Here is a 24201-nt window from a genome sequence, read left to right as displayed (position 1 = left end):
TGCCGCCCGACGCGCCAGATGGGCCGCCCGCGGATCAAAGGCTCAGGGATCCACCCGCCAGTGCAGCGGGAACATCGGATCGAATACGGTGATCGCTCCCGCCTCCGTCTCGCGTTTGGCCGGGTAGACCACCGGCTGCTCCTGCGTGGACAACGTGATCGTCTCGGCGTTCGGCGCAAGCCCGTACCAGGCCGGACCATTGAGGGAGGCAAAGGCCTCGAGCCGGTTAAGGGCGTTTTCCTGCTCGAAGACATGCGCAAGGCAGCTCATCGTGTTCGGCGCAGTATAGATGCCGGCGCAGCCGCAGGCGCATTCCTTCAAGGGGTCGACATGTGGCGCGGAGTCAGTGCCGAGGAAAAAGCGAGCATCACCGGAGGTCGCCGCAGCCCGTAGCGCCAGCCGATGATGCTCGCGCTTTGCAACCGGCAGGCAGTAGTAATGCGGGCGGATGCCGCCGACGAGGATGGCGTTGCGGTTGATGATCAGGTGATGGGTGGTGATCGTGCCGGCAAGATTGCCGGAGGAGCCGCGGATGTAGTCGATGCCGTCCTTGGTGGTGACATGCTCCATCGTCACCTTCAGCTCCGGCAGGCGCTTGCGCAGCGGGTCGAGGACCGTCTCGATGAAGACGGCCTCGCGGTCGAAGATGTCGATCTCGGGCGTCGTCACCTCACCATGGACGCAGAGCGGCAAGCCGATCTCCGCCATCCGCTCCAGAACCGGCATCGCCTTCTCGATATCGCGTACGCCGCTGCTGGAATTGGTGGTGGCGCCGGCCGGATAGAGCTTTACGGCGGTGATGAGGCCGCTCTCCTTGCCGGCTGCGACATCGTCCGGATCGGTCCCCTCCGTCAGATAAAGCGTCATCAGCGGCTCGAAGCGATCACCTTCCGGCAGGGCCGCGATGATGCGTTCCCGGTAGGCTGCCGCGTCTGCCGTCGTGACGACCGGCGGCACGAGGTTCGGCATAATGATGGCGCGGGCGAAATGGCGGGTGGTATCGCCAATGACCCCTTCCAGAACGGCGCCATCGCGCAGGTGGAGATGCCAGTCATCAGGGCGGCGGATGGTGAGCGTCTTCATAGGGGAGCCTCGCAGTCATCAGTGAGGCGGCATAGCACCAACGGGTGCTCGGAAACAACGCCCAAGGGCAACGGCAAACCCCTGGTCGGGCCAGTTGTCTCGCGAAATGGTGATCGGAAATGCCTGAGGGAACGCCGCGGATCCTCGCATTAAAGGAACCGCTTACGGACTTGGGCGTTCGTTAAGCAAAATGAAGAAGAAATGAATCGGAGCGCACAATGAAATCCCCGGTCTCGAAAGTCAACAAGGGATTTGCACTTGCAACAGGAACCGCAGTCGCGCTGCTGGCGCTGTCAGTGTCGCCCGGTGCGCAGGAGAATGCCCTCGCTGCCGCCTCGCTTAACCTTCAGAACGAGTGCGACCGGCTTGCCGGCAGCCCCAGCGATAATCAACGCAACAAGGCCTTCGGCGCCGTCGAGACCTCCGAGATAGCGGCCAGTGCAATCGATTCCTGCCGGCTCGCATTCGAGGCCACCGGCAATCCGCGCTTTGCCTATCAACTGGGCCGCGCGTTGAACAAGGCCAACGAAATCGATCAGGCGATGTCGGCCTATCAAACTGCCGCGCAGGCAGACTACCCGGCAGCCAAGGTGAACTTCGGCATCCTTCTCGGCCGTCTCGGTGACCACCGCGCGGAGTTTGAGATGTATCGCGAAGCGGCCCAGGGTGGGAGCGTGCTGGCCGCCTACAACCTCGGCGTATCCTATCGCGACGGGATCGGCACCGACGCTGACGTTTCCAAGGCGCTGACCTGGTTCGAGACTGCTGCCGCAGGCGGCGACGACACGGCAGCCTTCAACATCGCCGTGATCCACGACGAAGGAAACCTCGTTCCCGAGGACGACCCAACGGCTATTGCCTGGTACGATCTTGCCGTTGCGCGCGGTAATGTAGATGCCATGGTGAACCTCGGCATCATGCTCGAGACTGGCGAAGGGATCGCGCCCGATGCTGCCCAGGCCGCCGAACTCTACGCCCAGGCCGCGGAGCGCGGTGACATGTTCGCCGCCAACAAGGTTGTCGAACTGCATGCCTCGGGCCGTCTGGCGCCACCGGAGGTCAGCGAGTTCGATGAAGGGGTGACCACTCTGATCCTCAAGGAGGGCGACATGGAGACCCCCTCCATCCTCACGAAGAGCATCTGATACCCACAGAACCAGGTTGGATGTGGACGCGCGCCGCGAACCCGGCCTGACAGATCAGACGTGGCGTGTGAGGCCACCATCGACCCGTATATTCTGCCCGGTGATATAACCTGCGCCATCGGACAGCAGGAAGGCAGCCGTCTTGGCTATCTCCTCCACCAGCCCGATGCGCTTCATTGGCACCTTGTCAGCAGTCTCCGGCTTGTGGTCGAGGCTGTCGATGTAGCCCGGGAGAATGCAGTTCATCCTAATGCCGCTGGCAGCGTAACGGTCGGAATATAGTTTGGTGAAGGCGCCCGCTGCCGCCCGATAGGTGCAGGAGACTGGAAAAACCAGCGAGGGTTCATAGGCGGCGAAGGTCGTTATATTGACGAAGGCGCCTTGACCCTGCCGAAGCATGACAGGAGTGACCAGTCTCGCCATCCGCACTAGGCTGAGGATCATCATGTCCGATCCCAGCGTCCATTGCTCGTCCGTGATATCGAGAAGATCGCCCTTCGGTGGATGGCCGGTATGATTGACCACTGCGTCGATGCGACCATATTTCGTCATCGCGAGGTCGAAGACTGCCTGGATGTCCGCAGCCTCTTCTGCAACGCCGCGCACGGCGACGCCTCCGAGTTCCGTGGCCAGGGTCTCGCAGCTTTCCGAAGGCGACATGAGTGCCAGACGGTAACCCCGCTCATGCAGCTCCCGCGCGATTGCCGCCCCCATGCCACGTCCACCGCCGGTGATCAACGCAACCGGCTTTTCCGAATCGTCCTGCATCGTTGCTCCCTGGCGCTGTACATCCGCCGGATGTGCTCTCGCTGAAGCTATAGCACCACCAACTGGGGCTTGCCTATGGCGGCTTCAGGAGCGGAATCTACAGAAACGGAATGACACGGCCTGCGCCTCGACAAGGTGGACGCAAGACACTCAGAAGAACGGGACATCAATAGGAGAAAATGGCGCACCCGAAGAGATTCGAACTCCTGACCCCCAGATTCGTAGTCTGGTGCTCTATCCAGCTGAGCTACGGGTGCGTGCTGCGAAACGACCGTGTCGCTTGCGTGGGCGATCCTCTAAAACGTCCTCCGATGGATTGCAAGCGCTTTTCCGATGTGAAACCGTTTTTTGCCAACCGACGTACCGGGGCCCTCGATCGTCACGGAGTTTCAAGCTCCGGCGCGGACGCGGTAGTCTTCGAGTGCCACCGGGCGATCGGGGATCTCGATCCTGAACTGCGTGCCCGGCCCGGGCTTCTCCACCAGGGCGATGGTGCCGCCATGGGCAAGCACCAGTTCGCGCGCAATGGCGAGCCCCAGCCCGGTACCGCCGGAGCGGGCCGAGCCCCGGAAAGCGGCGAAGAGGTTTTCCTTGGCCTTGCGCGGCATTCCCGGCCCCGTATCGTCTATGGTGATGCTGACGACGCTGCCGACGCGCTGCGCCGTGAGGGTTACGCGCCGGATGGTCGCCGGATCGTCAGGATGGAAGATCACCAGGGCCTGTACCGCGTTCCGGCAGATGTTGTGGATCACGCGGAAGAGCTGATCGCTGTCGGCATCGATCTCGAGATCGACCGGGATCTGATCCTGAAACTCTATGCCTGTCTCGGCATCAAGCGCGAGCATGTCACGAACGTCCTGGCACAGTTCCGCCAGACGCAGCACGCGCCGTTTCGGCGCGGATTCACTCGCCTGGCCGTAGGACAGCACTTCGCTGGTGTAGCCGACGGCCCGGTCTATGGTGCGCAGCAGCTTTGGCGCGAAGCTGCGCACCATCGGGTCGTCGACGTCCACGAGGCGGTCTGACATGAGCTGCGCAGAGGCAAGAATATTGCGCATGTCGTGGTTGATCTTGGAGACCGCCAGCCCGAGGTCGGCGAGATTCTTCTGCTGCTTGAGGGTTCGCTGCAGCTCGACCTGCATTTCCAGGAGATGACGCCCGGCCACGGCAAGCTCGCCCCTGGCGGCATCGGGGCGGAACAACCGGCCCGGATCCTCGGGACGCTCCGAGAAGATCTGCATGCTGCGCGCGAGGTGACGGATCGGCCGGATCATCATGCGGTTGATGGCGAGGAAGATCAGCACGGCGGTTATCAGCGAGATCACAAGCGACAGAACGAACATCATCTGCGCATAGTCGAGCATGTCCTTGCGCAGGGCGTCGTCGGTCATCACCACTTCGATGATCATGTCCGTCTCGCCGATCGGTCCCAGAACGCGCATGACCCGCCCACCGCCGAAGAACAGGGTTTGCATCGCGTCGCGGATCGATACGAGAAGCGACACATCCGCCAAGTCATACTGGTCGTCGATCTGGGGTGGGGCATCGACTGCCGCAAGTAAGCTCGAAATGCCGTCCTTTCGTAGCGCCACAACTTTTGCGCCGGTCGCGAGCAGCGTGTCGTCCTGAACGCTTCTGGGCAGTTCGGAGGGCCGCAGACCGTCGATGACCACACCGGCCGCCGCCGCCGTGTCGAGCCGATCCCGCAGCCAGTTCATTCGCATTCCCGCCACCGAGGGCGCGAAGATGAGAATTTCGGCAAGCATGACGAAGGCGACGGTCAGCCAGAGCAGCCGCCCGGAAAGGCCCTGGAAAAGGGGCGGCATCCGCGCTGGGGCTTCGCGCTCCGGCGATGCGTCAGTCTCTGTCTCGGCGTCTCCGCTCATGCGGATCTCCAGTCGTTGCCGCCAAACCCCTCTGGCGGCCGCATCCAACCATCGCGCGCCCCAAGTCCTTTTAGCAGGTTTTGCACCCCGTACAAACAGAAGCAGGCCGAGGGGAATCCTCGGCCTGCGCAGGTTTCAGCGATGCGTTGACGTTCAGAATTCTTCCCAGTCCGCATCGGGTGCGGCGGCTGCCGCCGTCGCGGCTCCGCCAATGCCAAGAGCCTTGGCGATCGCACCCGTCATTGCCCGTGCAGGCGAAGCACGCGGCCGATCGATCTCGGATGCGGCCCGCGCCGGCTTTGCAAGGCTCCTGGAGGCCGACGGTTTCGAGATCGTCGTCGACACCGTTGCCGCGTGGCCCTGGGCGGCGCCTGCCTCTCCCAGGTGGAACTGCGAGACCATCGAGAACAATCCGCCGGCTTCAGAGGACAGCTTCTGCGTTGCTGCCGAAGTCTCCTCGACCATGGCGGCGTTCTGCTGCGTCACCTGATCCATCTGGTTGATGGCCGTATTTACCTCCTGCAGACCCGTCGCCTGCTCCTTCGCGGCAACGGCGATCGAATGGATATGGTCGTTGATCCGCAGGACGCGCGCCTCGATCTCGGACAAGGCCTCGCCCGTCTTCTGGACCAGACGGACGCCACCGGCAACCTCCTCGCCCGACTTCGTGATGAGGCCCTTGATGTCCTTGGCGGCCGCGGCAGAACGTTGTGCGAGCTCGCGTACCTCCTGGGCGACGACGGCAAAGCCCTTGCCGGCCTCCCCGGCGCGCGCAGCTTCCACACCGGCGTTGAGCGCCAGCAGGTTCGTCTGGAAGGCGATCTCGTCGATCACGTTGGTGATCTGGGCGATCTCGTGCGACGCCTGCTCGATGCGGCCCATGGCTTCCACCGCGCTGCGGACGACGGCGCCGGACTGGACGGCGCTTTCCTTCGCCTCGCCCACCATGACCGTCGCCTCCTGAGCGCGCTCGGTCGAGGTGCGGACCACAGCCGTGATCTCATCAAGTGCTGCCGAGGTTTCCTCAAGAGCGGCGGCCTGCTGTTCGGTCCGCTTCGAGAGGTCGTTCGTTGCGCTGCTCAGTTCGTTGGAACTGCTGTTGATCGTGCCGGAGCTGACCCGCACGTTCTGCATGGCTTCACGCAGGCTGGCGACAGCCGCGTTGACGTTCACCTGGAGTTCCGCGAAGGCACCGCGGAAACTGCCCGACATGGTCTGGGTAAGATCGCCCTGGGCGAGAGACTTGACTACACGTCCGGTCTCGGAGACGCCGGCCTCGACCGTGTCCATCAGGCTGTCGACGTTGCGAGCAAAGTTGTCGAGGCTCTCCTCGCCGAAGCGCTTGTCGATCCGTTTGCTGAAGTCGCCCTCGGCTGCGGCACCGACGACCGCTTCCATCCGCGAGCGAAGTTCGTCGCTGCGGGCGCGGCTACCGCTTTCCTGCTCGTTCATGCGAGCGACCTGGATGCCGTTCTGCTTGAATATCTCCACGGCATCTGCCATCTCGCCGATCTCGTCGACGCGGCCGCGGCCGGGAATATCTGTTTCGAATTGGCCATCGGCGACGCTCTTCATCGCGGCAGTAAGATCCAGGATCGGACCGCTCAGCTGGCGGCGGCCGATATAGAGGCCAAACCCCGCACCGGCGACGACACCAAAGAGAGTGATCCCGGACAGAGTAAGAACGATCATTCGCCCGAATTGCGTGACCTGCGCATTCACGGCCTCAAGCTCGGCGAGATCGGCTTGTACGACGGCATCGATCTCTGCCTGGAAAGCCTTGCGGTTAGCACGGTTCGCCTCGTTGTTACCCTGCTCATTGCCTGCTTCCGGACCGATTTCGGTGCCGAGCCGGACCGTCTCCGAACGGAACGCCTTGAACTCAGCAGCTCTCGCAAGAAGGTTCTCGAAAGAAGCCCGCTGATGATCCGGCACCTCGGTCTTCCAGTCCGCCAGCAGTTCGTCCATCTTCTGCAGGCTCGTCAGAAGGCCATCTCCGAACTTGGCGGCTTGTTCCTTCGTATCGGATGCATAGATGCCGCGGGCATCCATGACGACCGCCGTCACCAGCCTGTTCAGGCTCTCGCCCATATGGGCCCGATGTGCCGCCGCCTCGTAGCTCTGCATGAGAGAACGGGATTCCGTCTGCGCAAAAATCGATATGCCGCCAATTATCAGCGTTACAGCGCTCATGAGGCCCACGAGCAGGTTGATCTTACCTCGGATTCTCATCGCATTCCCTTTTCCAGCTAAAGCTACCAATCAGGCCTCTTGTGGAGTCCCCCGACGATTGAGGGCCAGAAATGACAGGCAGCGATTAAGAAATGCTTGAGGCTATGAACTGGTCAGGCCGATTTTCCGGGCCCGGAATTCATCCAAGTGACTGTGCAGACGGAGATCTTTCCTTCAAAACCTTACATTTTGCGGATGACTGCGAATTTTCATCCCTCACTTTAGGGGAAGCGACATTTCGAGGACTGGGCGACCAGACAATTGGTCGACCAACTTTCATCCCATCGCATCTCCTCTTTGGCCGCTCGGCGATTGACTCCTGTCGCCCAGTTCTCTTATAAGCCGCGCACGTTCAGCCTCCCCGGCTCGCGCGAGCGTGAGCTATTGGCGGACGTTTTTACGAAACGCTGTTGCCGCAAGGCAATCAAGAAGGGCCGCACACCGCGGTATTTAAATAAATGTCGAAGCGTACCTATCAACCATCCAAGCTTGTCCGCAAGCGCCGCCATGGCTTTCGTGCCCGCATGGCGACCAATGGTGGCCGCAAGGTTCTTGCAGCTCGTCGCGCACGTGGTCGCAAGCGTCTCTCGGCCTAAGGGCCGGACGTGCCCGACAACCGGGCAATGACGACCGAGAAGAAAACGAAATCGACTGTCGGGCGGCTGAAAAGCCGGCCGCAGTTTCTTGCCGTGCGCAAGGGCGAGAGCCGCCGGGGCCGCACCTTCCTTCTGGAGGTCCTTGACCGGCACGAGCCGGATACGCCACCCCGGGCCGGCTTCACGGTGACCAAAAAGCACGGCAACGCCGTCGAGCGAAACCGCATGCGCCGACGCCTCAAGGAGGCCGTGCGGCAGAGCGCCGGGTTTGCAATGAAAGCCGGACACGACTATGTCATTGTCGCGCGACGGGAGGTCCTGACGGTACCGTTCGCAGAACTGGCTGCACAACTCGCCGAACGCATAGAAGGCCGGTCGAGACCGAGGCGGTCCGAGGAGACCCGTTCCAGGAAAGCATGATGGAAAAAAACCGAAATTACTTCATCGCGATCGCTCTTTCGGTAGTGATCGTCCTTGCCTGGCAATTCCTCTACATGAACCCGAGGATGGAAGCGCAACAGCGCGCCCTGGAGGCGCAGCGGGCCCTGCAGGGTGAAAGCGCGCAGCCGGTGACGCCGGAAAGTCCCGGGGTGACTGCCACCGGCCCCCTTCCCGGCGCCAATCAGGCCGAGGCGACGCAGAACCGCGAGCAGGCGGTGGCGGCAAGTCCTCGCGTCGCCATCGACACGCCCGCGCTTTCCGGCTCGATCAACCTCGTCGGCGCCCGCTTCGACGACCTGAAGCTGCGCGAATACCACGAGACCGTCGACGACGAGAGCCCGATCATCACGCTCTTCTCACCGGCCAACACCAGTGGCGGCTATTTCACCGAACTCGGCTACGTCCAGAGCGAGACGTCAGGTCCGGTGCCCGGCCCCGGCACGCAATGGACGCTTGCCAGCGGCGAGACGCTCTCGGTCGACAGCCCGGTCGTGCTGAGCTTCACCAACGACAGGGGCGTGGTCTTCAACCGGACCATCTCGATCGATGAGCACTACCTGATCACCGTCACCGACCAGATCCAGAATCCGACCGGCGAGGCGGTGGCAGTTGCCCCATACGGCCGCGTCACCCGCTACAACAAGCCGGCGACCCCTTCCGTCTACGTCATCCATGAAGGCTTCATCGGCGTGCTCGGCGAGAACGGCCTCATCGAGGAAAGCTACGGCGACGTCGAAGAGGAGGCGATCACCAACGCGAAGACGACCGGCGGCTGGCTCGGCATCACCGACAAGTACTGGGCGGCCACGCTCGTTCCGCCACAGTCGCTGCCCTTCGAGTCGCGCTTCACCCATTTCACCGACGGGCAGCCACGCTTCCAGGCGGATTTCCGCAGCGATGCGGTGACGGTGGAGCCTGGCCAGTCAGCAGAGTTGAAGAACCTCGTCTTCGCGGGCGCCAAGGAAGTGCCTCTGGTCGACCAATATGAGGAGCAGTATTCGATCCCGCGCTTCGAGCTCTTGATCGACTGGGGCTGGTTCTACTTCATCACCAAGCCGATGTTCCACCTGATGGACTTCTTCTTCCGCTATTTCGGAAACTTCGGCGTGGCGATCCTGATGACGACGATCGTCGTCAAGGCGATCTTCTTCCCGCTGGCCAGCAAGCAGTATGCTTCCATGGCCAACATGAAGCGCGTGCAGCCGAAGATGGAAGAGCTGAAGGCCAAGCATGGCGACGACCGCATGGCCATGCAGCAGGCGATGATGCAGCTCTACAAGGAGGAGAAGATCAACCCGATCGCCGGTTGCTGGCCAATCCTCCTGCAGATCCCGGTCTTCTTCGCGCTCTACAAGGTGATCTACGTCACGATCGAGATGCGGCATGCGCCGTTCTTCGGCTGGATCCAGGACCTCTCGGCTCCCGATCCGACGTCGCTGTTCAACCTGTTCGGCCTGTTGCCCTTCGATGTCCCATCCTTCCTGATGATCGGCGTATGGCCGCTTATCATGGGCATCACCATGTGGCTGCAGATGCGCATGAATCCGACCCCGCCGGATCCGACCCAGGCGATGATCTTCAACTGGATGCCGCTGATCTTCACCTTCATGCTGGCAACCTTCCCGGCCGGTCTGGTGATCTACTGGGCGTGGAACAACACGCTGTCCATCACCCAGCAGGCGCTGATCATGAAACGCCACGGGGCCAAGATCGAACTCTTCGACAACATCAAGAACGTATTCCGGCGAAAGCCGGCGACCAACAAGTAACCTCGAAAAGCCCCGGCCACACCGGGGCTTTTCTCTTGGGAGGTGTCCGTGGTGCGGTGGCAACTTGACAAGCAGGGCCAAAAAACCGAAGCCCTGCCTTCCACAGCGACAGGACGAGACCGATGCCCGCGACCATGACCCCGGACGAGAAGCCGCTCTTCGGCCGCCCCTGGATCTTCATCCGCGGCGTACCTTCGCTGAAATTCCTGCCGCCGGAAGGCCCGCTGGAAGTGGCCTTCGCAGGACGTTCCAATGTCGGCAAATCGTCGCTCATCAACGCCCTTGTCGGCCACAGGGGCCTTGCGCGAACCTCGAACACGCCCGGGCGCACGCAGGAGCTCAACTATTTCGTGCCGGAGGGGTACTCGGGGGAAGGCGGCGACCTGCCGCCAATGGCGCTCGTCGACATGCCGGGTTATGGCTATGCCCAGGCGCCTAAGGACCAGGTGGATGCCTGGACGAAGCTCGTCTTCGACTACCTGCGCGGACGCGCGACGTTGAAGCGGGTCTATGTGCTGATCGACAGCCGCCACGGCATCAAGAAGAACGATGAGGAGGTCCTGGATCTGCTCGACAAGGCTGCCGTGTCCTATCAGATCGTCCTCACCAAGACCGACAAGATCAAGGAGGCCGGCGTCCCGCGGCTGATCTCCGAGACTACGGAGAAGATCCGCAAGCGGCCGGCCGCCTATCCCGAGATCATCGCTACCTCCTCGGAGAAGGGAAAAGGGCTGGACGAGCTGCGCCATACCATTGCAAGGACGGTTGGCTACTCAACCGTCTGACGACGTGTTCCATCTGCTCCAAACCTGCGCTAGAACGCGCCGAACCAAATCACAGGGATTCCCATGAGCGCGACCGACAGCGAACTCCAGGCGAAACTTCTGGCCCAGGCGCTGCCCTACATGCAGCGCTACGAGAACAAGACGATCGTCGTGAAGTATGGCGGCCATGCCATGGGCGACAACGAACTCGGCAAGGCGTTCGCCGCCGACATCGCGCTTCTGAAACAGTCGGGCGTCAACCCGATCGTCGTCCATGGCGGCGGGCCGCAGATCGGCGCCATGCTGAACAAGATGGGCATCGAATCCAAGTTCGAAGGCGGGCTGCGGGTCACCGATGCGAAGACCGTCGAGATCGTCGAGATGGTCCTGGCCGGCTCGATCAACAAGGAGATCGTCGCGCTCATCAACCAGACGGGCGAATGGGCGATCGGACTTTGCGGCAAGGACGGCAACATGGTCTTCGCCGAGAAGGCCAAGAAGACCATCGTCGATCCGGACTCCAACATCGAACGGGTGCTGGATCTCGGATTTGTTGGCGAAGTGGTCGAGGTGGACCGAACCTTGCTCGACCTGCTGGCAAAGTCGGAGATGATTCCCGTCATCGCGCCCGTTGCCCCGGGCCGCGACGGCGCGACCTACAACATCAACGCCGACACCTTTGCAGGTGCCATCGCCGGCGCGCTGCGCGCGACGCGCCTGCTGTTCCTCACGGACGTCCCCGGCGTCCTCGACAAGGACAAGCAACTCATCAAGGAACTCTCGGTCGCCCAGGCACAGGCGCTGATCAAGGACGGGACAATCTCCGGCGGGATGATCCCGAAGGTCGAGACCTGCATCGACGCGATCAAGGCGGGCGTGCAGGGTGTTGTCATCCTCAACGGCAAGACGGCGCATTCCGTCCTGCTCGAGATCTTCACCGAGCACGGCGCGGGCACGCTGATCGTTCCCTGATCAGATAAGGACCAGCGCCAGGATCCCCAGCACGATAAGCACGCAGCCGGTGAACTCCAGCCGGTTGATGTGCTCCTTGAAGATGAAGACGGACGACGCGAAGGTGAAGAGCATTTCCACCTGGGCGAGCGCCTTGATGACGGCTGCCGGCTGAAGCGTCATGGCCGTAAACCAGCCGAAGGAGGCGGTTGCGCCCACGAAACCGACCAGCAAGGCCGGTCGCCAGGCCCCGACGACCCTGCTGAGTTCCTGTCGCTCCCGCAGGACGATCCAGACGAGCATGGCGATCGCCTGCATGATGATTACCACCATCAGGGTATAGCCGGCCTGAACGACGGGATCGGGCGCTGGTAGGCTCGGCGCCAGCGACAGCGATGCGTAGCGGTAGGAGACCCCGGAAATACCGAAAAGGAACCCCGACATTAGGCCGATAACGGCTGTGCGGCTGCCGATGGAGGTGATGAGCGACTTCGCGGTCAGCTCGGTCCTTGCCACCGAAATCAGCATGACGCCGACAACCGAGATCGCAATCGCGATCACCGTACCCACGGTCACGGTCTCGCCGACCAATACGAGAGCGACAAGAGCAGCCTGCGCCGGTTCCGTGCGTGAATAGGCCGTGCCGACAGCGAAGTTCCGGAAGGCGAAGATATAGACGAGCAGGAAGGTAGCACCGATCTGCGCCAGGCCGCCGGTGATCGACCAGAGCCAAAAGGAGAGGTTCGGGGAAGGCATCGGCCGGCCGAGGCCGTAGTGCAGGATTGCCATGTAGGCGAGCGCAAAGGGGACGCCGTAGCCGAAGCGCACGAAGGTCGCGCCGGTCGTGTTCAGGCGACCGCGCAGGTGCTTCTGCAAAGTCGAGCGCATGTTCTGCAGAAAGGCTGCGCCAATGGTGATCGGTATCCAGAGTTCCATGCCATTGGCCGCTACCACTCCCGCAGCGCTTCGCCAAGATCACTTTCCGGCGGCACTGGAGTTTGCCGTTTTCTTTCCCTGCCGGACGGTGCATAAGGCGGCATGATCAAGCCGAAGACCACGCCTGTCGCCGCCGATTTCGCTCATGTCCGGGACTGGGTATTCGACCTCGACAACACGCTGTACCCGCATCACGTCAACCTGTTTGCGCAGATCGACCAGAACATGAGCGCCTTCGTGGCTGAGCTCTTGCAGCTTGGGCCCGATGAAGCCCGTGCGTTGCAGAAGCGTTACTACCACGAGCATGGAACAACCCTGCAGGGTCTGATGCTGAACCACAACATCGATCCCAACGACTTCCTGGAGAGGGCGCATGCGATCGACTATTCGGCGCTGCTGCCGCATCCGGAACTCGGAGAGGCAATCAAGGCACTACCCGGCCGCAAGTTCATCTTCACGAACGGAAGTGTTCCTCACGCCGAGGCGGCTGCGCGGGCGCTCGGAATTCTCGACCACTTCGACGACATCTTCGACATCGTCGCCGCGGACTACGTGCCGAAGCCGGCCGGCGAGACCTATGACAAGTTCGCCAATCTCCATCGCGTGGATACACGCCACGCCGCCATGTTCGAGGACCTGCCGCGCAATCTCAAGGCTCCAAAGGCGCTCGGCATGCGCACCGTGCTTTTAACGCCACGCAACCTGGACGACATCCTGATCGAGCGCTGGGAGGTGTTTTCGGAGGAGGACGACCACATCGACTACCTCACGGATGACCTCCAGGCCTTCCTATCCGCTCTCACCGCGGGCTGAGGACGTTACCGAAAGTTCATCCAGATTACCGATGTTTAAGTGGTTCTTCCGGCGGGCCGGCCATAGCTTGAGGCTATAGAGCAACCGAGGAAGGAGCCTCTCCATGAAGACCCGCAAGATCGTACTGGCATCGCTCGCCGCAGTCCTGGTCGCCGGCACCGCCCTGCCGAGCTTCGCAGGCCTTGGGCGGGATGGCCCCGGCCGGCAAGCCGGCAGAGGCGGCATGATGCAGGAGATGATGTTCGTCCGCCTGCTGAAGACGGCAGATGCCAACAAGGATGCGAAGGTCACCAAGGAGGAGGTTGCGGCAAGGCAGGATGCCCTGTTCAGCGAGATTGACGCCGACAACGACGGCAACCTGATCCCTGGTGAACTGCGCACCTATCGCGACGCCAAGATGGAAGGCGTCCGCAAGGAAAGGGCCGAACGGCGTGAAGAGCGCCGCAAGGAGATGGCCGAAAGCCGTCAGGATAATGATGACATGCGCCAAGGCCCGCGCGGAGAGCGCGGCGAGCGTCGCCATGACGGCGGACGGTGGGGGATGCACCACGGCCGAATGGGAGGCCAGATGGGTGGCTTCCACCTGGTTCGCCAGGCTGACACTGACGAAAACGGCCAGTTCAGCAAGGCGGAGGTCACTGCCGCAGTCGACAAGCTGTTTACCCGCATGGACCGCAACGGCGACGGCGTGATCACCATCGACGACATGCCGGACCGCCCCTTCTAATCGCCCCGATTGGAACGGCACGTCGTTGAACCCGCCCCACCGCCCGGGGCGGGTTTCTTTTCCTCTAGTGTTCGTAGAAGTCGCCGATGATCTTCCAGGCCTCGTCGGCCGTCTCGACGAAGCTGATGAGGTCGATATCCTCCGGGGCAATGGTGCCGAAATCGGCCAGCGCCTGCCAGTTGACGATCCGGTGCCAGAACTCCTTGCCGAAAAGGATGAAGGGGATGCGCTCCATGCGGCCGGTCTGGATGAGCGTCAGCCCCTCGAACATTTCGTCCAGCGTGCCGAACCCACCGGGAAAGATGGCGATTGCCTTGGCGCGCATCATCAGATGCATCTTGCGGATAGCGAAGTAATGGAAGTTGAGGCTGAGATCCGGCGTGACATACCGGTTCGGCGCCTGCTCGTGCGGTAGCACCACGTTGAAGCCGACCGTGGGTGCTCCGGCCTCGGATGCTCCGCGATTTCCGGCCTCCATCACGCCCGGGCCGCCGCCGGTCACCACGACGTATTCCTGATGGTCATATTTCTCACCGTGCAAGGCGCAGAGGTGGGCGAACTTGCGCGCCTCCTCGTAATAGGCGGAGGCCGCCTCCAGGTTCTGGCGCTGGGTCTCGTTGCGGGCTGCCCAGGCGGCCTGCCCCGGCGCCGGGATACGTGCTCCGCCGAACAGCACGACGGTTGACCTTATGCGCCGCTCGGCAAGGATCATTTCAGCCTTCAGGAGCTCCAGTTGAAGGCGAACGGGACGCAACTCCTCGCGCAACATGAAGTCGTCATCGGCATAGGCGAGGCGATAGGAGGGGGACATGGACTGTGGGGTCTGCGGCACGCCGGCGGCGCTCCGCCGGTCGGTCGAACTGTCCTTCAACGGATCCCAGACGCCATCCTTGCGCCGCGGGCCATCCTTCTTCATCTTCGCCATGTCCTGCCTTTCAAGTCCGACGCGAGGCGCCAATTCACGTTGACGGTGCCGTGGCGGTCGCTTAGATCAATTACCATCATTTGGCCAGCCGCCAGACCATCCCGACCATCCTACGCAAGCGACGTTAAGGACTTCCCATGAGCAGCACGGATCTCGCCTCCCTGGAAACCTCGATCGAGACCGCCTTCGAACAACGAGACGGCGTATCTGTTTCCACGAAAGGAGAAATCCGTGATGCCGTCGATGCGGCACTAGACCTGCTCGATTCAGGCAAGGCCCGCGTCGCGGAGCGACTGGCCGACGGCACGTGGAAGGTCAACCAGTGGCTTAAGAAGGCGGTGCTCCTGTCGTTCCGCCTCAACGACATGGACGTGGTCAAGGGTGGACCGGGCCAGTCCACGTGGTGGGACAAGGTACCCTCGAAGTTCGAGGGCTGGGGCGAGAGCGAGTTCCGAGCGGCCGCGTTTCGGGCCGTGCCCAATGCCGTGGTCCGCCGCTCCGCCTTCATCGCCCCAAACGTCGTGCTGATGCCCTCCTTCGTGAACCTTGGCGCCTATGTCGGCGAAGGGACGATGGTCGACACCTGGGCAACGGTTGGCTCCTGCGCCCAGATCGGCAAGAACGTGCACCTTTCCGGCGGCGTCGGCATTGGCGGCGTACTGGAGCCGATGCAGGCCGGACCTACCATCATCGAGGACAACTGCTTCATCGGTGCCCGCTCGGAAGTCGTCGAAGGCTGCATCATTCGCGAAGGATCGGTCCTTGGCATGGGCGTCTTCATCGGCAAGTCCACCAAGATCGTCGACCGCGCCACGGGTGAGATCACCTATGGCGAAGTGCCTCCCTATTCGGTGGTGGTCGCCGGCACGATGCCGGGCAAGCCCTTCCCCAACGGCGAACCCGGGCCGAGCCTCTACTGCGCCGTCATCGTCAAGCGCGTCGACGAAAAGACCCGTTCCAAGACCGGCATCAACGAACTCCTGCGGGACTGATCAGAGCCCATGTCCGCCACCAATCCCGTCAACAATCTCCAGGCTCTCATTCGCTGCCCTTCGGTCACTCCGGCGGAAGGCGGTGCGCTTTCGGCGCTCGAGGCGATGCTTGCGCCACTCGGTTTCAAGGTGGAACGGGTCGTGGCGCGGGCGGAAGGGACGCCGGACGTCGAGAACCTGTATGCCCGGATCGGTTCCGGCGGACCGCACCTCATGTTTGCTGGTCACACGGATGTGGTTCCCCCCGGCAACGAGGCAGACTGGTCCCATCCGCCGTTCGCGGCAGAGATCTCCGACGGAATGCTGTTCGGCCGCGGCGCGGTGGACATGAAGGGTGGCATCGCCTGCTTCGTGGCGGCGGTGGCGCGTCACATCGAGAAGCATGGCGCACCGGACGGCTCCATCTCCTTCCTGATCACCGGTGACGAGGAAGGACCGGCGATCAACGGTACCGATAAGCTCCTGCAATGGGCGGCGGACAAGGGCGAGAAATGGGATGCCTGCCTCGTCGGCGAGCCGACCAATCCCGACGTGCTGGGGGACATGATCAAGATCGGCCGGCGAGGGTCTCTGTCGGGTCGCATCACGGTGCAGGGCGTTCAGGGTCATTCCGCCTATCCGCATCTTGCGGACAATCCGATCCGCGGTCTGCTGCAACTCACGCACGCGCTGATGGACGAGCCGTTCGACCACGGGACGACAGATTTTCCGCCGTCCAACCTCGAGGTCACGACGATCGACACCGGCAACCCGGCCGTGAACGTCATCCCGGCCAAGGCCACGGCTGCGTTCAACATCCGCTTCAACGACACCTGGACTGCGGACAGCCTTCAGTCCGAGATCATCCGCAGGCTGGAAGCTGCGGCGACCGAAGGCAGCCTTCGACCGGGGCGTGATCCGGTGCGCTATGACATCGTATGGAACGAGCGGCCGAGCCATGTCTTCCTGACGCGAAACGACGCACTGATCGAATCCCTGTCGCTGGCAGTGGAGAAGATTACCGGTCGGCGTCCTGCCCTCTCCACCACGGGAGGAACCTCCGACGCCCGCTTCATCAAGGACTATTGCCCGGTCGTCGAGTTCGGCCTCGTCGGGCAGACAATGCACATGGTCGATGAGCGCGTGTCGGTCGAGGACCTCGAGACGCTCACGAATATCTACGGCAGTTTCATCGCCAACTGGTTTACACATGCCCGGAGCTTTTGAGGTCAGGTTCTACCTCGGCGGCCTCTGGCAGGTCATCCGCGGGGATGCCGCCGGCCTGCGCCGCCTCGACATTTCCGACCGCGGCCTGATGCGTTCATTCTGGGCAATCATCTGGTGCCTGCCGGCGATGGCCATATCATGGTTCTGGTGGCGCGCGCTCTTCCTGCGCGGCATGCCCAGCGACACGGAAGTCGGCGGCATGTTCTTCTTGCGCCTCGCAATGCTGGAACTTGCCAACTGGATCGTGCCGCTGGTGCTGGTTGGCCTGATGGCCTGGGGACTTGGGCTCGGCCGGAAGTACTACGCGATGGTCGTGGCGGTTAACTGGCTGTCCGTGCCCTTTGCCTACGCCTATGCGGTGCTCAGCCTTCTGCTGTTGTTCGCGCCGGGACTGACGGGCTTGCTGTCGCTGATCTGGCTCGCCCTGATGATCGGTCTGGTCTTCTCCATATCGCGCATCTTCAGGATCATCTGCGGACCCAGCCCGCTGATGGTGGCAACGCTGACCATGGTACTGATCGTGCCGACCATGCTTCTGTCGGATACTCTAGAGCGCTTCCTCGGCATCTATCCGGGCTGAAGCTCACGCTTCGTCGCCGGGGTAGTCGACCTTCATGAAGTAGAGACCTTCGGGTGGTGCCACCGGCCCGCATTCCTTCCGATCTCTCGCCTCCAGCGCTGCTCCTACATCGGCAGGCGACATCTTACCCTCGCCCGCGAGCTTCAGCGTGCCGGCAAAGGAGCGGATCTGGTTGTGCAGGAAGCTCTGCGCAGACGCGCGGATCTCGATCAGGTCCCCCTGCCGCGTCACATCCAGCCGATCCAGGGTGCGGACCGGGCTCGTGGCCTGGCAGTGGGCGGAACGGAAGGTGGTGAAGTCATGGTGGCCGACCAGCATCTGGGCGGCGGCATGCATGGAATCGTGATCGAGAGGCTTGGGCACCCACCAGGCGCGGTTGGCTTCAAGTGCCAATGGGGCCGGGCGATTGATGATGCGGTAGAGATAGTGCCGCCTGACCGCCGAGAAGCGGGCGTCGAAGCTCTCGTCCACCGCCGCGACGTCGATGACGGCAACCTTTTCGCCTGCCATGCCGAGATGCGCATTCAAGGCGTTGCGAAGCGTGTAGGGCTTCCAGTCGCGCGTCAGGTCGGCGTGGATCACCTGGCCTATCGCGTGCACGCCCGAATCCGTCCGTCCGGCACCGCGGATGGACACTGACTCGCCGGTCAGAGACAGGATGCCGTTCTGGAGTGCAGCCTGAACCGAATGGCCGTTCTCCTGCATCTGCCAGCCGACATAGGTCGTTCCGTCATATTCCACGGTCATGCGGAAACGCGGCATCAGCCAAGCCTCGTGCCGGCGGGAAGCGACGTTCCGCGCAGGAAGTCTGCCGCCGCCAGCGGCTTTCCGCCGGCCTTCTGCAGCCGCGTCAGTCGGATTGCGCCGCTACCGCAGGCAATGCCGAGCCTCTCGTCAAGAACCATACCAGCAGCCCCCTGCCCGTCGGCAAGCTCCGAGGAGAGGACCTTGATGCGCTCGGGACGGCCATTGATCTCGACCTCGAACCATGCCCCCGGAAAGGGGGAAAGACCCCGAATGTGGTTGTGCACCTCGGTCGCCGGTCGAGAGAAGTCGATGCGCGTCTCGTTCTTGTCGATCTTGGAGGCATAGAGAATGCCCTCTTCCGGCTGCGACTTCAGCGGCAGGTCGCCCTCTTCCAGTCGCTGCATCGCCTCCACCATGGCGCGGGCGCCGACCAGCATCAACTGATCGTGGAGTTTGCCAGCCGTGGTGTTGTCGCCGATCTCCACCTCGCGGGTGAGCGCAACTGGGCCGGTGTCCAGCCCCTTCTCCATCTTCATGACCATCATGCCCGTCTTCCTGTCGCCGGCCATGATCGCGCGCTGGATCGGTGCGGCGCCGCGCCAGCGCGGCAGCAGAGAGGCGTGGCCGTTGTAGCATCCAAGCCGCGTGCCGTTCAGAATCGGCTCGGGCAGCAGCAAGCCGTAGGCAACCACCACAGCGACATCGGCCCTGAAGCTGCGGAACTGCTCGCAGTCAGCCTCATCCTTGAAGTTCAAAGGTGTAAGGACCGGGATACCCAGAAGCTCTGCCGCCTGGTGGACGGGGGACTTCTGCAGGTCCAGTCCACGGCGTCCACCGGGACGCGGCGGCTGGCTGTAGACCGCGACGATGTCGTGGCCGGCGTCCTTCAGCGCGCGGAGCGTCGGAACCGAAAACTCTGGTGTTCCCATGAAGATGATGCGTAGCGCCATGCTGCCTGCGCTCCTTGCCGGCGGCTGCCGCCACCATGTTCGTTGACCACGCGTGGCCCGCTTTTACGCGCGGGCGCGGGCAGCCTTGGTGAACTTCTTGATCACCATCTCCCTCTTGAGGCGCGAGATGTGATCGATGAAGAGGACGCCGTTCAGGTGATCGATCTCGTGCTGAAGGCAGGTCGCCAGAAGGCCATCAGCCTGGAGGGTCTGCTGCTTTCCCTCGCGATCGATATAGTCCACGGTCACCGCAGCCGGTCGCTCCACTTCCGCATAATAGTCAGGAATGGAAAGACACCCCTCCTCGTAGACCGAGCGCTCATCGGAGGACGCAACGATCTGCGGGTTGATGAACAGCTGGGGAGCCTTGTCCTCGTCCTCCTTTGAGACGTCGATCACCAGCAGGCGGCGGGGCACACCGATCTGGATCGCCGCCAGCCCGATACCCGGCGCGTCATACATCGTCTCCAGCATGTCGTCGGCGAGACGCGTGATTTCGGAATCGACCTGCTCCACCGGCTTGGAAACCTGGCGCAGGATCGGGTCGGGAAGGATGATGAGGGGCTTGATGGTCATGGCCTCCCATAGCGCATCTTTTTGCCGGATGGAACAGGATTGCCGCTGACCAGCGGCAACAGCAGAAGGAAGCATGTTCACGATTTGATCTTTCCGCGCAAATGATTTCTGCTAGTGTGTCGGCATGAACAGCCTCACCCCGATCCTCCAGGATCTTGCAGCCGATTCCTCCAGCGCCGTCTGGCTCCTCGCAGTTTTCTTCGCAGCACTCTGCCTAACAGCCGTCGGCCTTGCTCTGGGTTCGCGCCGCAGGAGTGCAGAGCAGGCACGACAGGCCGCCCAGTCGGAGGCCCGCCTCGCAGAGCTGATGCGGGCACAGGCGGAGATGCAGGGGCGGCTTGTGACCATGGCAGAGACGCTCTCCCAGAAGCAGGCGGAACTCAATCATGCGGTGAACCAGCGACTGGACGGCATGACCCACCGGCTGGGGAGCACGATCACCGAACAAACGAAATCGACGCATGAAAACCTTCGCCTGCTGCAGGAACGGCTCGCGGTTATCGACGCGGCACAGAGCAATATCCAGACCCTGGCAAAGGATGTGGTCGGATTGCAAGCGATCCTGTCGAACAAGCAGACGCGCGGCGCCTTCGGGCAAGGGCGGATGGAAGCAATCATCGCGGACGGATTGCCGATGGGCGCCTACGAATTCCAGGCCACGCTTTCCAACGGCAAGCGGCCTGACTGTCTCGTGCGAATGCCGAATGGCGCTTCACCGCTGGTGATCGACGCGAAGTTCCCGCTGGAGGCGTGGAATGCGTTTCGCGACACGGCGGCGCCCGAGGCGCGCAAGGCAGCTGCCGTACAGTTCCGTCGTGACCTCGAGGTCCATGTCCGGGATATTGCCGAAAAGTACCTGATCAGCGGCGAGACACAGGACATGGCCTTCCTGTTCGTACCGTCGGAATCCATCTTTGCGGAGATCCACGAACATTTCGACGCCGTGGTGCAGAAGGCCCAGCGGCTGAAGGTGGTGATCGTCTCACCCTCGCTGCTGATGCTGTCTATCCAGGTCATACAGGCGGTTCTCAAGGATCAGAGGATGCGCGAGCAGGCGCACCTGATACAGGGCGAAGTGGCACTCCTGATGGAAGATCTTTCGCGACTGGACGACAGGACCCGCAAGCTGCAGGGGCATTTCCTGGCGGCGCAGCGGGATGTGGACCAGATTCTCACCTCGTCGGACAAACTCGTCCGGCGCGGAGCGAAGATCGGTGCGCTTGAACTCGAGCAGGCGGTTGAGGCGACAGGCCCAGGCGACGAGCCACGCGCCGTGGAAAGCCGGACCGGGCTCCTGAAGCTGCGGGTGGTTGACGAGGAGTAAGCGGCTCGGGCAGTGTCGCCAGCAAATTTTGACGATGCAGAAAGAGTGCCCATGATCACCGTCTTCGGATCCATCAACATGGACCTGATCGCCAACACCGAGCGCCTGCCGGAACCGGGTGAGACGGTGGCCGGAACCGGCTTTGCTACCGCCGCCGGCGGCAAGGGCGCAAATCAGGCGCTGGCTGCACGGCGGGCCGGGAGCTTCGTGTGCATGGTAGGGGCCGTCGGCAAGGACGAGTTTTCCAAGCCGGCGCTTTCACTTCTCAATCAGGCGGGTGTCGACCTGACCGCCGTCGATCATGTTGACGGGCCGACGGGTACGGCTCTCATTCTGGTTGGTGGTACCGGTGAGAACATGATCGCCGTCGTTCCGGCGGCGAACGGAACTGTTAACGAGCGACAGGCCCGCGCAGCGGTCGCGGCCATGTCGGCGGAAGACGTGTTGATGCTCCAGTTGGAAGTGCCGGCGGCTGCCGTCGAGGCGGCACTGCAGGCGGCGAAAGCGAAAGGCATCCGGTCGATCCTCAACACCGCGCCGCTCACGGCGGACGCTGCAAGACTGGTGAAGCTCGCCGACGTGGTCATCACCAACGAGACCGAGTTCGAGCTCCTGACGGGCCAGACGGATCTGCGGCCCAACGAGCGGGAAGACCTGCTGCGGAAGATGCATGCCGAGACGGGGCAGACCGTGATCGTGACGCTCGGGGCCGAAGGCGTGGTCGCTGTGCAGGACGGCCAGCTGTTTCATGCGCACGGTCTCGACATCCAGCCGGTAGACACGGTGGGTGCGGGCGATACATTCTGCGGCTATCTCGCCGCCGGCATTGACAGCGGTCTCACGTTCGCGGAAGCCTTGCGGCGCGCGGCCGTTGCCGGCTCGCTCGCCTGTCTCAAACCCGGGGCACAGCCGTCGATACCGCTCGCAGAGGAAGTCGCCAGCCGCCTTTAGAGCCGACCAACACGCTCCGTCAGCAGATCAAAGAAGCCGTCGGCATCGACGTGTCGCATGACCATGGCGTTCGGCTTGCGCCCGGAAACCCGCCACCAGTCGACGACAGTCATGCCGACCGTCAACTCGGACTGCGTCTCGATCTCGACATTGCAGTGGCGACCCGAGAAGAGCTCCGGCTTCAGCAGGTAGGCGATGACAGTCGGATCGTGCAGTGGCCCGCCATCGGAACCGTACTTTTCCTCGTCGAAGCGCTCGAAGAAGGCGAGCCAGTCTACCAGCACCTGTGCCGGACGCGTCCCGAGCGCGGCAAGCCTCGCAACACGGTCCTTGCGAGTCAGCAGTTGATGGGTGACGTCGAGCGGCATCATCACGATCGGGATTCCGGAGGCGAAGACGGCCGCGGCCGCTTCCGGATCGACATAGATGTTGAATTCGGCAGCCGGCGTGATGTTACCACCCTCGAAGAAGCCGCCGCCCATCATCACCAGCTCCCGCACGCGCCCGGCGATGGCTGGCTCCATCTGCAGGGCCAGCGCGACATTGGTCAGCGGGCCGAGCGTGCACAGCGTCACGCTGCCGGCTGGCTCACGCATCACCGTCTCGACGATGAAGTCGACCGCATGCTGCGAGCGCACCGCCATGATGGGTTCCGGCAGTTCCGCACCATCCAGGCCGGTGCGGCCATGAACGTGCTCGGCTGTGACCTGCTTGCGCAGGATCGGGTGCATTGCGCCTTCGAAGACCGGCAGGTTGGATTGCCCGCAGAGTTCGCAGACGATCCTCACATTCCGGCTGGTCAGTGAGAGCGGCACGTTTCCCGCTACCGCGCAGAGGCCTAGTACATCCAGTTCATCGGGGCTGGCGAAGGCTAGCATGAGCGCGGCGGCATCATCCTGTCCCGGATCGGTGTCGATGATGATCTTCCTACGCTGTGCCATGCCGGAGCCCCGTTTCTGTCCGGCGTCTAGCTACACCGCCAAAACGCCTGAGGCAATGGATCGGCCTTCTGTCCATGCTTGCGCTTAAGGCGCGCCGTTCCCATATTCCGGCCGTGGCCGGCGCCATTGAGGGCCGGAGTCGCGGTCGCTCCAAAAGGACTGAGAAATGAGCCGAATCACACCGTTCGCCAGCCCACTTCTTCTGGGCTTCGACGCGATGGAGAAGACGCTGGAGCGGTTGGTCAAGGCGAATGACGGATATCCGCCCTACAATATCGAGCGGGTATTTCCGGACTCATCCGGCGCTCCCGATCGCCTCCGCATCACGATTGCGGTCGCGGGTTTCTCCCGGGACGAACTCGACATCACGGTCGAGGAAAACCAGCTGGTCATACGCGGGCGTCAGGCAGAACAGCCCGAGCGGGATTACCTTTACCGAGGCATTGCCGCACGCCAGTTCCAGCGGATGTTCGTTCTTGCGGACGGGATGCAAGTCGATGGAGCAGCTTTGAAAAACGGCCTGCTTTCCGTGGACCTCGTCCGGCCCGAACCTGCTCGGATGGTGCGAAAAATTAACATTTCCGTCCCAGAGTAGAGCAACGACATCATCGTCGTGACGCCCTCAATGCTGGAGGCTGGAATGCTCCTGAAAGAAGCGAATACGCAGCTGACCGAATCGGAACTTGCCCATCTGGGTGCCGGAGAAGTCGGCTACATTCGCAAGATCAGATACGAAGACGTGTCGCGTTGTTTCCCCGAAGCGCCGTCCATGGACCCCAATCTTGATCTCTGGGCACTTTTCGGTGCCGACGGCACGCCCATCCTGCTGACCGACAACCGCTCAAGCACATTCTTCAAGGCGGCTGAGGATGACCTGAAGACGGTCAGCCTCCACTAG

The 24201-nt window shown here is 62.5% G+C and carries 25 protein-coding genes and 1 tRNA gene; 15 read left to right on the top strand and 11 right to left on the bottom strand.

Annotation, left to right across the window (positions count from 1 at the left end):
* Window positions 1-42: 42 nt before the first annotated feature.
* Window positions 43-1083, bottom strand: coding sequence for a dihydroorotase (gene pyrC / locus NT26_RS00300; RefSeq protein ID WP_052636696.1), 1041 nt, complete (start codon window positions 1081-1083; stop codon window positions 43-45).
* Between the two features lie 218 nt (window positions 1084-1301).
* On the opposite strand from pyrC, the gene NT26_RS00295 reads away from it, so the two are divergent.
* Window positions 1302-2228 carry a tetratricopeptide repeat protein gene (locus NT26_RS00295; protein WP_052636695.1) on the top strand — a complete coding sequence of 309 codons (927 nt, stop codon included), beginning with the start codon at window positions 1302-1304 and terminating at the stop codon, window positions 2226-2228.
* Between the two features lie 54 nt (window positions 2229-2282).
* Here NT26_RS00295 and NT26_RS00290 read toward each other — a convergent pair whose 3' ends face one another.
* The 4 genes from NT26_RS00290 to NT26_RS00275 form a co-directional block, all read right to left on the bottom strand.
* Window positions 2283-2996: an SDR family oxidoreductase gene (locus NT26_RS00290; protein ID WP_052636693.1), complete on the bottom strand. Its 714-nt coding sequence runs from the start codon at window positions 2994-2996 to the stop codon at window positions 2283-2285.
* Between the two features lie 180 nt (window positions 2997-3176).
* Window positions 3177-3253: transfer RNA gene (locus NT26_RS00285), tRNA-Arg, on the bottom strand.
* A gap of 132 nt (window positions 3254-3385) precedes the next feature.
* Window positions 3386-4882 (bottom strand): sensor histidine kinase, encoded by a 1497-nt coding sequence (locus NT26_RS00280; protein WP_152336534.1) that lies wholly within the window; start codon window positions 4880-4882, stop codon window positions 3386-3388.
* Window positions 4883-5035: 153 nt separating this feature from the next.
* Window positions 5036-7114 carry a HAMP domain-containing methyl-accepting chemotaxis protein gene (locus tag NT26_RS00275; protein ID WP_052636691.1) on the bottom strand — a complete coding sequence of 693 codons (2079 nt, stop codon included), beginning with the start codon at window positions 7112-7114 and terminating at the stop codon, window positions 5036-5038.
* Window positions 7115-7572: 458 nt separating this feature from the next.
* Here NT26_RS00275 and rpmH point away from each other — a divergent pair, with 458 nt between their 5' ends.
* From rpmH to argB, 5 genes are all read left to right on the top strand, one after another.
* Window positions 7573-7710: a 50S ribosomal protein L34 gene (gene rpmH, locus NT26_RS00270; RefSeq protein WP_052636689.1), complete on the top strand. Its 138-nt coding sequence runs from the start codon at window positions 7573-7575 to the stop codon at window positions 7708-7710.
* A gap of 27 nt (window positions 7711-7737) precedes the next feature.
* Window positions 7738-8130 carry a ribonuclease P protein component gene (gene rnpA, locus NT26_RS00265; protein WP_052636687.1) on the top strand — a complete coding sequence of 131 codons (393 nt, stop codon included), beginning with the start codon at window positions 7738-7740 and terminating at the stop codon, window positions 8128-8130.
* A complete protein-coding gene (yidC, locus tag NT26_RS00260) occupies window positions 8127-9920 on the top strand; it encodes a membrane protein insertase YidC (protein ID WP_172974116.1) in 1794 nt (597 codons plus the stop codon). Before rnpA ends, yidC begins: the two co-directional genes overlap by 4 nt.
* 122 nt (window positions 9921-10042) lie before the next feature.
* The gene (yihA, locus tag NT26_RS00255; RefSeq protein ID WP_052636683.1) at window positions 10043-10705 is read left to right on the top strand and encodes a ribosome biogenesis GTP-binding protein YihA/YsxC; all 663 of its coding nucleotides are present in this window, start codon (window positions 10043-10045) and stop codon (window positions 10703-10705) included.
* A gap of 63 nt (window positions 10706-10768) precedes the next feature.
* Window positions 10769-11656: an acetylglutamate kinase gene (argB, locus tag NT26_RS00250; protein ID WP_052636681.1), complete on the top strand. Its 888-nt coding sequence runs from the start codon at window positions 10769-10771 to the stop codon at window positions 11654-11656.
* On the opposite strand, the gene NT26_RS00245 is transcribed toward argB, so the two are convergent.
* On the bottom strand, window positions 11657-12571 hold the full coding sequence (locus tag NT26_RS00245; protein ID WP_052641605.1) for a DMT family transporter: 915 nt from the start codon (window positions 12569-12571) through the stop codon (window positions 11657-11659).
* A 102-nt stretch (window positions 12572-12673) separates the two neighbouring features.
* Between NT26_RS00245 and NT26_RS00240 the strand changes: the two genes are divergently transcribed.
* Window positions 12674-13384 carry a pyrimidine 5'-nucleotidase gene (locus NT26_RS00240; protein ID WP_052636679.1) on the top strand — a complete coding sequence of 237 codons (711 nt, stop codon included), beginning with the start codon at window positions 12674-12676 and terminating at the stop codon, window positions 13382-13384.
* Between the two features lie 103 nt (window positions 13385-13487).
* Window positions 13488-14111, top strand: a complete 624-nt coding sequence (locus tag NT26_RS00235; protein WP_052636677.1) for an EF-hand domain-containing protein — start codon at window positions 13488-13490, stop codon at window positions 14109-14111.
* A 64-nt stretch (window positions 14112-14175) separates the two neighbouring features.
* Here NT26_RS00235 and NT26_RS00230 read toward each other — a convergent pair whose 3' ends face one another.
* The gene (locus NT26_RS00230) at window positions 14176-15036 is read right to left on the bottom strand and encodes an LOG family protein (RefSeq protein WP_052636675.1); all 861 of its coding nucleotides are present in this window, start codon (window positions 15034-15036) and stop codon (window positions 14176-14178) included.
* 137 nt (window positions 15037-15173) lie between these two features.
* Here NT26_RS00230 and dapD point away from each other — a divergent pair, with 137 nt between their 5' ends.
* From dapD to NT26_RS00215, 3 genes are read left to right on the top strand one after another with little or no spacing between them, the layout of a single operon-like run.
* Window positions 15174-16028: a 2,3,4,5-tetrahydropyridine-2,6-dicarboxylate N-succinyltransferase gene (dapD, locus tag NT26_RS00225; protein WP_052636673.1), complete on the top strand. Its 855-nt coding sequence runs from the start codon at window positions 15174-15176 to the stop codon at window positions 16026-16028.
* 9 nt (window positions 16029-16037) lie between these two features.
* A complete protein-coding gene (gene dapE / locus NT26_RS00220) occupies window positions 16038-17234 on the top strand; it encodes a succinyl-diaminopimelate desuccinylase (protein ID WP_052636671.1) in 1197 nt (398 codons plus the stop codon).
* The gene (locus NT26_RS00215; RefSeq protein WP_052636669.1) at window positions 17218-17814 is read left to right on the top strand and encodes a hypothetical protein; all 597 of its coding nucleotides are present in this window, start codon (window positions 17218-17220) and stop codon (window positions 17812-17814) included. The genes dapE and NT26_RS00215 overlap by 17 nt, the downstream gene beginning before the upstream one ends.
* A gap of 3 nt (window positions 17815-17817) precedes the next feature.
* Here the strand turns inward: NT26_RS00215 and truA are convergent, their stop codons facing one another.
* The 3 genes from truA to def form a co-directional block, all read right to left on the bottom strand.
* A complete protein-coding gene (gene truA / locus NT26_RS00210) occupies window positions 17818-18576 on the bottom strand; it encodes a tRNA pseudouridine(38-40) synthase TruA (protein WP_052636667.1) in 759 nt (252 codons plus the stop codon).
* Window positions 18576-19511, bottom strand: a complete 936-nt coding sequence (gene fmt / locus NT26_RS00205) for a methionyl-tRNA formyltransferase (RefSeq protein ID WP_052636665.1) — start codon at window positions 19509-19511, stop codon at window positions 18576-18578. Before fmt ends, truA begins: the two co-directional genes overlap by 1 nt.
* Before the next feature lie 63 nt (window positions 19512-19574).
* The gene (def, locus tag NT26_RS00200; protein ID WP_052636664.1) at window positions 19575-20087 is read right to left on the bottom strand and encodes a peptide deformylase; all 513 of its coding nucleotides are present in this window, start codon (window positions 20085-20087) and stop codon (window positions 19575-19577) included.
* A 124-nt stretch (window positions 20088-20211) separates the two neighbouring features.
* Here def and NT26_RS00195 point away from each other — a divergent pair, with 124 nt between their 5' ends.
* A complete protein-coding gene (locus NT26_RS00195) occupies window positions 20212-21411 on the top strand; it encodes a DNA recombination protein RmuC (protein ID WP_052636662.1) in 1200 nt (399 codons plus the stop codon).
* 51 nt (window positions 21412-21462) lie between these two features.
* A complete protein-coding gene (locus NT26_RS00190; protein ID WP_052636660.1) occupies window positions 21463-22362 on the top strand; it encodes a ribokinase in 900 nt (299 codons plus the stop codon).
* Here the strand turns inward: NT26_RS00190 and NT26_RS00185 are convergent.
* A complete protein-coding gene (locus tag NT26_RS00185; protein ID WP_052636658.1) occupies window positions 22359-23303 on the bottom strand; it encodes a nucleoside hydrolase in 945 nt (314 codons plus the stop codon). The genes NT26_RS00190 and NT26_RS00185 overlap by 4 nt on opposite strands.
* 166 nt (window positions 23304-23469) lie before the next feature.
* Here NT26_RS00185 and NT26_RS00180 point away from each other — a divergent pair, with 166 nt between their 5' ends.
* Complete coding sequence (locus NT26_RS00180; protein ID WP_052636656.1) at window positions 23470-23898, top strand: Hsp20 family protein; 429 nt, start codon at window positions 23470-23472, stop codon at window positions 23896-23898.
* A gap of 45 nt (window positions 23899-23943) precedes the next feature.
* Window positions 23944-24201: a BQ00720 family protein gene (locus NT26_RS00175; RefSeq protein WP_052636655.1), complete on the top strand. Its 258-nt coding sequence runs from the start codon at window positions 23944-23946 to the stop codon at window positions 24199-24201.

This window comes from Pseudorhizobium banfieldiae (assembly GCF_000967425.1).
Classification (GTDB): domain Bacteria; phylum Pseudomonadota; class Alphaproteobacteria; order Rhizobiales; family Rhizobiaceae; genus Neorhizobium; species Neorhizobium banfieldiae.
The sequence above is the reverse complement of the archived record's forward strand: the minus strand, read 5'-3'. Positions and strand labels throughout refer to the sequence as shown.

Excerpts from the sequence above, each read along its gene's own strand:
- yihA (WP_052636683.1), top strand. The coding sequence starts at position 10,043 with ATGCCCGCGACCATGACCCCGGACGAGAAGCCGCTCTTCGGCCGCCCC.
- rpmH (WP_052636689.1), top strand. The coding sequence starts at position 7,573 with ATGTCGAAGCGTACCTATCAACCATCCAAGCTTGTCCGCAAGCGCCGC.
- NT26_RS00290 (WP_052636693.1), bottom strand. The coding sequence starts at position 2,996 with ATGCAGGACGATTCGGAAAAGCCGGTTGCGTTGATCACCGGCGGTGGA.
- fmt (WP_052636665.1), bottom strand. The coding sequence starts at position 19,511 with ATGGCGCTACGCATCATCTTCATGGGAACACCAGAGTTTTCGGTTCCG.
- pyrC (WP_052636696.1), bottom strand. The coding sequence starts at position 1,083 with ATGAAGACGCTCACCATCCGCCGCCCTGATGACTGGCATCTCCACCTG.
- yidC (WP_172974116.1), top strand. The coding sequence starts at position 8,127 with ATGATGGAAAAAAACCGAAATTACTTCATCGCGATCGCTCTTTCGGTA.
- NT26_RS00280 (WP_152336534.1), bottom strand. The coding sequence starts at position 4,882 with ATGAGCGGAGACGCCGAGACAGAGACTGACGCATCGCCGGAGCGCGAA.
- NT26_RS00185 (WP_052636658.1), bottom strand. The coding sequence starts at position 23,303 with ATGGCACAGCGTAGGAAGATCATCATCGACACCGATCCGGGACAGGAT.
- NT26_RS00235 (WP_052636677.1), top strand. The coding sequence starts at position 13,488 with ATGAAGACCCGCAAGATCGTACTGGCATCGCTCGCCGCAGTCCTGGTC.
- NT26_RS00215 (WP_052636669.1), top strand. The coding sequence starts at position 17,218 with ATGCCCGGAGCTTTTGAGGTCAGGTTCTACCTCGGCGGCCTCTGGCAG.
- NT26_RS00275 (WP_052636691.1), bottom strand. The coding sequence starts at position 7,114 with ATGAGAATCCGAGGTAAGATCAACCTGCTCGTGGGCCTCATGAGCGCT.
- NT26_RS00295 (WP_052636695.1), top strand. The coding sequence starts at position 1,302 with ATGAAATCCCCGGTCTCGAAAGTCAACAAGGGATTTGCACTTGCAACA.
- dapE (WP_052636671.1), top strand. The coding sequence starts at position 16,038 with ATGTCCGCCACCAATCCCGTCAACAATCTCCAGGCTCTCATTCGCTGC.
- NT26_RS00190 (WP_052636660.1), top strand. The coding sequence starts at position 21,463 with ATGATCACCGTCTTCGGATCCATCAACATGGACCTGATCGCCAACACC.
- truA (WP_052636667.1), bottom strand. The coding sequence starts at position 18,576 with ATGCCGCGTTTCCGCATGACCGTGGAATATGACGGAACGACCTATGTC.
- def (WP_052636664.1), bottom strand. The coding sequence starts at position 20,087 with ATGACCATCAAGCCCCTCATCATCCTTCCCGACCCGATCCTGCGCCAG.
- NT26_RS00180 (WP_052636656.1), top strand. The coding sequence starts at position 23,470 with ATGAGCCGAATCACACCGTTCGCCAGCCCACTTCTTCTGGGCTTCGAC.
- rnpA (WP_052636687.1), top strand. The coding sequence starts at position 7,738 with ATGACGACCGAGAAGAAAACGAAATCGACTGTCGGGCGGCTGAAAAGC.
- NT26_RS00245 (WP_052641605.1), bottom strand. The coding sequence starts at position 12,571 with ATGGAACTCTGGATACCGATCACCATTGGCGCAGCCTTTCTGCAGAAC.
- dapD (WP_052636673.1), top strand. The coding sequence starts at position 15,174 with ATGAGCAGCACGGATCTCGCCTCCCTGGAAACCTCGATCGAGACCGCC.
- NT26_RS00195 (WP_052636662.1), top strand. The coding sequence starts at position 20,212 with ATGAACAGCCTCACCCCGATCCTCCAGGATCTTGCAGCCGATTCCTCC.
- NT26_RS00175 (WP_052636655.1), top strand. The coding sequence starts at position 23,944 with ATGCTCCTGAAAGAAGCGAATACGCAGCTGACCGAATCGGAACTTGCC.
- argB (WP_052636681.1), top strand. The coding sequence starts at position 10,769 with ATGAGCGCGACCGACAGCGAACTCCAGGCGAAACTTCTGGCCCAGGCG.
- NT26_RS00240 (WP_052636679.1), top strand. The coding sequence starts at position 12,674 with ATGATCAAGCCGAAGACCACGCCTGTCGCCGCCGATTTCGCTCATGTC.
- NT26_RS00230 (WP_052636675.1), bottom strand. The coding sequence starts at position 15,036 with ATGGCGAAGATGAAGAAGGATGGCCCGCGGCGCAAGGATGGCGTCTGG.